Origin of the sequence: Flavobacterium sp., assembly GCF_035456225.1 — a bacterium.
Lineage (GTDB): Bacteria > Bacteroidota > Bacteroidia > Flavobacteriales > Flavobacteriaceae > Flavobacterium.
The window spans coordinates 1-4,302 of record NZ_DATIDM010000136.1 but is presented as its reverse complement, the minus strand read 5'-3'; the positions used below and the strand labels follow the sequence as shown (position 1 = coordinate 4,302).

Below are 4,302 nucleotides of genomic sequence, written 5' to 3'. Positions count from 1 at the left end.
ATTAGCAATAGCATTAGCGAATATTTTTGACTTTTCAGATAAGAAGAAATAATGTCTTATACCAAAAGGCAACTGAATATAGTTAAGTTCTGCACTTGCCACTAATGGTTTGCTTATACCATACGCAGGTAATTGTGTTTTATCACCCTTAAACTGATTATAGCTGGGTTCAAATATTACTCCCCATTTATTGTTGTTAAAAGGCAGTATCAATTCGGCTTCAAAACCAAAAGCAAAACTTGAATCTGAAAATTCCGGAGAATAACTTGGTGAAAAATTGGTAACTTTTAAGGAGCCTATGTTATATATAGCAGAAGCTTTAAAATTATAAGAAGTTTTACGTTCTTCTTTTATATCAGTTGTTGTATCTCCACTACAGTTATTGAATTCTTTGAAATATTTTGTCAGCGAACCCGTTTTATAATCAAGATCCTTAATTTTTTTCTGGTCATCATTACTGCATTTAACATCATACCAAAGTTGTCTTCTGAAGTAATCGTTTGTTAATACGGTATTTATGTCTACTTCAGGATTATTTTTTATATCTTCTGCCGAAGCGTAGTACTTTATATAAATAAGCTGTTTAACAGGAGAGTTATTAACTGAATAAAAGAATTTTTCCAGCCCATTATTTTCGTAAATGAATAATTTTGAAGTTCCGCTTACTAATTCTTTAAGAAATACTCTTTCGTTAACATATTGAGGTTCTTTAGTGTATCCAATATTGTTTATTTTATTACTTGATTTTTCAATGTCTACATCAGTGCGTACATATTTAGTTTTTAAATTAATTCCAAATTCTGTAGCGAAATCAATTGAGATTGTTTGAGTCTCAGATGCTTCATTGGTTTTGAATTCAAAAGAGGTTGGATTGTTTCTCCAATCAGTATTTTTGATAAAACCTTCGACTTTTTGGTTGTTATTGTCTAAATAATAACCGGGCTCGAATTTTATCTGTGCACTAATCAGATTTGAAATAAAAAGTAGGACAAATAGGTAATGTGCTTTGTTCATGTTTTTTAATTGGTTAAGATTAAATTGTTATAAAAATTGGGTATAAAAAAAAGGAAGTCATATTTTCTCATAAGACTTCCCTTTCATTGCAATTACAAAAATATACGATTTAAGTAAACAAAATTTATGATTTTTGTTACATTATTCTTCTTTTTGCCCCATCATCATCAAATAGGCTTTCAGGAATTCATCAAGTTCTCCATTCATAACTGCGTCTACATCACTGGTTTCGTAACTGGTGCGAACATCTTTAACCAATTTGTACGGATGCATCACATAGTTTCGGATTTGTGAACCCCATTCGATTTTCATCTTTCCGGCTTCAATATCCGCACGTTGAGCCATTTTCTTTTTCAATTCTATTTCATACAATTGTGAACGTAGCATCTGTAAAGCGCGCTGACGGTTGTCGTGCTGCGAACGTGTTTCCGAACACTGAATCTGAATCCCGGTGGGCTTGTGAACCAACTGAACTTTTGTTTCTACCTTATTTACATTCTGACCACCGGCACCACTTGAACGGGCTGTTGTAATTTCAATATCGGAAGGATTGATTTCGATTTCAATGGTATCATCAACTAAAGGATACACATATACGGATGCAAACGATGTATGGCGTTTTCCGTTACTGTCGAAAGGAGAAATGCGGACCAATCGGTGCACACCATTTTCACCTTTAAGATATCCGAAAGCATAATCACCTTCGATTTCCAGCGTAACGGTTTTGATTCCGGCCACATCACCTTCCTGAAAGTTCAGTTCCTTGATTTTATAACCTTGCTTTTCACCCCACATCAGATACATACGCATAAGCATCGAAGCCCAGTCGCAACTTTCTGTTCCTCCGGCTCCGGCTGTAATCTGAAGTACTGCACTCAAGTTGTCTCCTTCGTCTGAAAGCATATTCCTGAATTCAATATTTTCAATGTGTAAAAGTGTGGTATGGTAATGCTGATCGAGTTCTTCTTCAGTAGCATCGCCTTCTTTGAAGAATTCATAAATTAACTGAAGTTCTTCGGCTAAGTTATTGGCTTTTTCATAATCTTCCACCCATTTTTTCTTGGATCTCAGGTTTCTGACAATAACTTCGGCTTCCTTGGCGTTGTTCCAAAAGTCGGGAGCAAAGGTTTTTTCTTCCTCGTTGGCTATCTCGATAAGTTTCTTGTCGACGTCAAAGATACCTCCTTAACGCACCAAGGCGCTCAATAATATCCTTAATCTGTTCGGTATTTACCATAAAAATTGTAGTTTTATACCGCAAAAATAGACATTCCTTTTTAGAATATGGAAATTAATTTAGTTAGCGATACGGTTACCAAACCAACCCAGGAAATGTTGCAGTATATGTTTCGTGCGAAAGTGGGCGATGATGTTTATCGTCAGGATCCTACGGCTGTGGAACTGGAAGAAACGGTTGCCGATTTGTTCGGAATGGAAGCCGCATTGTTTTTTCCGTCAGGAACCATGGCCAATCAAACGGCAATTAAATTACATACCCAACCGGGCGATCAGCTGATTTGTGATAAATGGGCACATGTTTATTTGTATGAGGCAGGAGGAGCGTCATTTAATAGTGGAATTTCATGTTCATTGGTTGACGGAAATCGTGGAATGATTACATCCCTTCAGGTGGAAGAGCATATTACGGATCCTGAATTTTACCATAATCCAAAAACTTCTTTGGTTTGTATTGAAAACACCACAAATAAAGGAGGCGGAGCTTGTTATGATATTGAGGAATTAAAAAGGATAAAACGGGTTTGTGTCGATAATAATCTGAAATACCACCTCGATGGCGCACGTCTGTGGAATGCTTTGGTGGCCAAACGTCAACATCCGAAGCAATATGGCGAATTGTTTGATACTATATCCGTTTGTTTGTCTAAAGGAATGGGAGCACCTATTGGTTCTTTGCTTTTAGGAGATAAAGAAACCATTCACAGGGCATTGCGAATCCGAAAAGTATTAGGTGGCGGAATGCGTCAGATTGGTTATTTGGCAGCAGCCGGATTGTATGCACTACAACATAACGTAGGCCGATTGGAAGAAGATCACCGCCGCGCGCGAGAAATTGGAGCTTTGTTGCAACGATTGTATTGGGTGGATACGGTTGAGACTGTGGAAACCAATATCCTTATTTTCTCTGTTAAGCCGCAGTTTGATGAGGCTTTACTAATGGAAAAACTGAAACAGAAGAATATTTTCATCAGCTCGATGGGTAAAGGGAAATTACGCATCGTTACGCATTTGGATTACAAACAGGTAATGCACGATTATGTGTTGGAAGCTTTGACGAAAATTCAGCTTTAAAACGCTGCAGGAACTTCGAAAGTCATCGTTTCTCTTGATACCGGATGTTTGAACTCAATCCATTCGGCGTGTAAATGCAGGCGATCGGCTTTTGTTCCGTATAAATCATCACCTACAATAGGACAGTTTAATCCTGTTGCGTGTGAAGCGTGCATTCGTAATTGGTGTGTTCTTCCTGTTATAGGCCAGAAATGTATTCTCGTGTTCTGGTTCGTTCGCTCTACAACTTTATATTTCGTTTTTGCCGGTTTTCCGTATTCGTAACAAACTAATTGTCGAGGCCGATCATCTAAATCGATTCGCAACGGTAAGTCGATTTCGCCTTCATCTTCTTTTACAATTCCGTCTAATAAGGCTGTATAGCGTTTTTTGACAGTTCTTCGGATAAATTGTCCCTGCAAAAGTTTGTGTGAGTCTTTGTCTTTAGCAATCAGTAATATTCCGGAAGTTGCCATATCAAGTCGATGAACAATTAGCGGACCGGTCGCCTCGGGGTATTTCAGTTTCATGCGTTCATAAACGGAATCCATGATATTAATACCCGGAACCGATAGGAATTCAGCAGGTTTGTTGATAACGGCTAAATAATCATCTTCGTAAATCGTTTCAAGCTGAACACCCAAAGCCGGATTTATCAGTAGTGGATTTTCATCTACTTTAAGGCCTTCCAACATATGACCTAAAATGGGTTCACATTTTCCGCGACAGGCCGGGTAGAACTGACCGTGTTTGCGTATTTCTGATTTAGGCGATTCACCCCACCAGAATTCAGCCATGGCAATAGGTTGCAGGTTATTCAGATAGGCATATTGCAAAAGCTTTGGCGCCGCACATTCTCCTGCAGCAGCAGGTGGTTTTAATAAAGCAGTCGTTTCAAAAATAGCGCAAAGGCTTTTGGTTTCTCCTTTATTGTTAAGGAAATGATACTGGTCGAAAAGCTGTTGCTGTAAATCGGCTGATTTTTGTTTGCGTTCTTCT

At 38.1% G+C, this 4,302-nt stretch carries 4 protein-coding genes; 1 reads left to right on the top strand and 3 read right to left on the bottom strand.

From position 1 onward, the window contains the following. The coding region (locus tag VLB74_RS08160; protein WP_325202962.1) for a PorT family protein at positions 1–1,014 on the bottom strand (1,014 nt) is incomplete at its 3' end. Positions 1,015–1,155: 141 nt separating this feature from the next. Then, positions 1,156–2,251, bottom strand: a protein-coding gene (prfB, locus tag VLB74_RS08155) for a peptide chain release factor 2 (protein ID WP_325202961.1) whose coding sequence is annotated in 2 segments (ribosomal slippage) — positions 1,156–2,187 and positions 2,189–2,251 — 1,095 coding nt in all. Because the reading frame shifts where the segments join, the coding sequence is not laid out codon by codon here. Positions 2,252–2,298: 47 nt separating this feature from the next. Between prfB and VLB74_RS08150 the strand changes: the two genes are divergently transcribed. Continuing rightward, positions 2,299–3,324 (top strand): threonine aldolase family protein, encoded by a 1,026-nt coding sequence (locus tag VLB74_RS08150; protein ID WP_325202960.1) that lies wholly within the window; start codon positions 2,299–2,301, stop codon positions 3,322–3,324. On the opposite strand, the gene VLB74_RS08145 is transcribed toward VLB74_RS08150, so the two are convergent. Continuing rightward, on the bottom strand, positions 3,321–4,302 hold a 982-nt coding region (locus VLB74_RS08145), incomplete at its 5' end, for an RluA family pseudouridine synthase (protein WP_325202959.1). The two genes, VLB74_RS08150 and VLB74_RS08145, sit on opposite strands and share 4 nt — an antisense overlap.

Bases quoted from the DNA above. Each gene is read 5' to 3' on its own strand.
- VLB74_RS08150 (WP_325202960.1), top strand. From the start codon at position 2,299: ATGGAAATTAATTTAGTTAGCGATACGGTTACCAAACCAACCCAGGAA.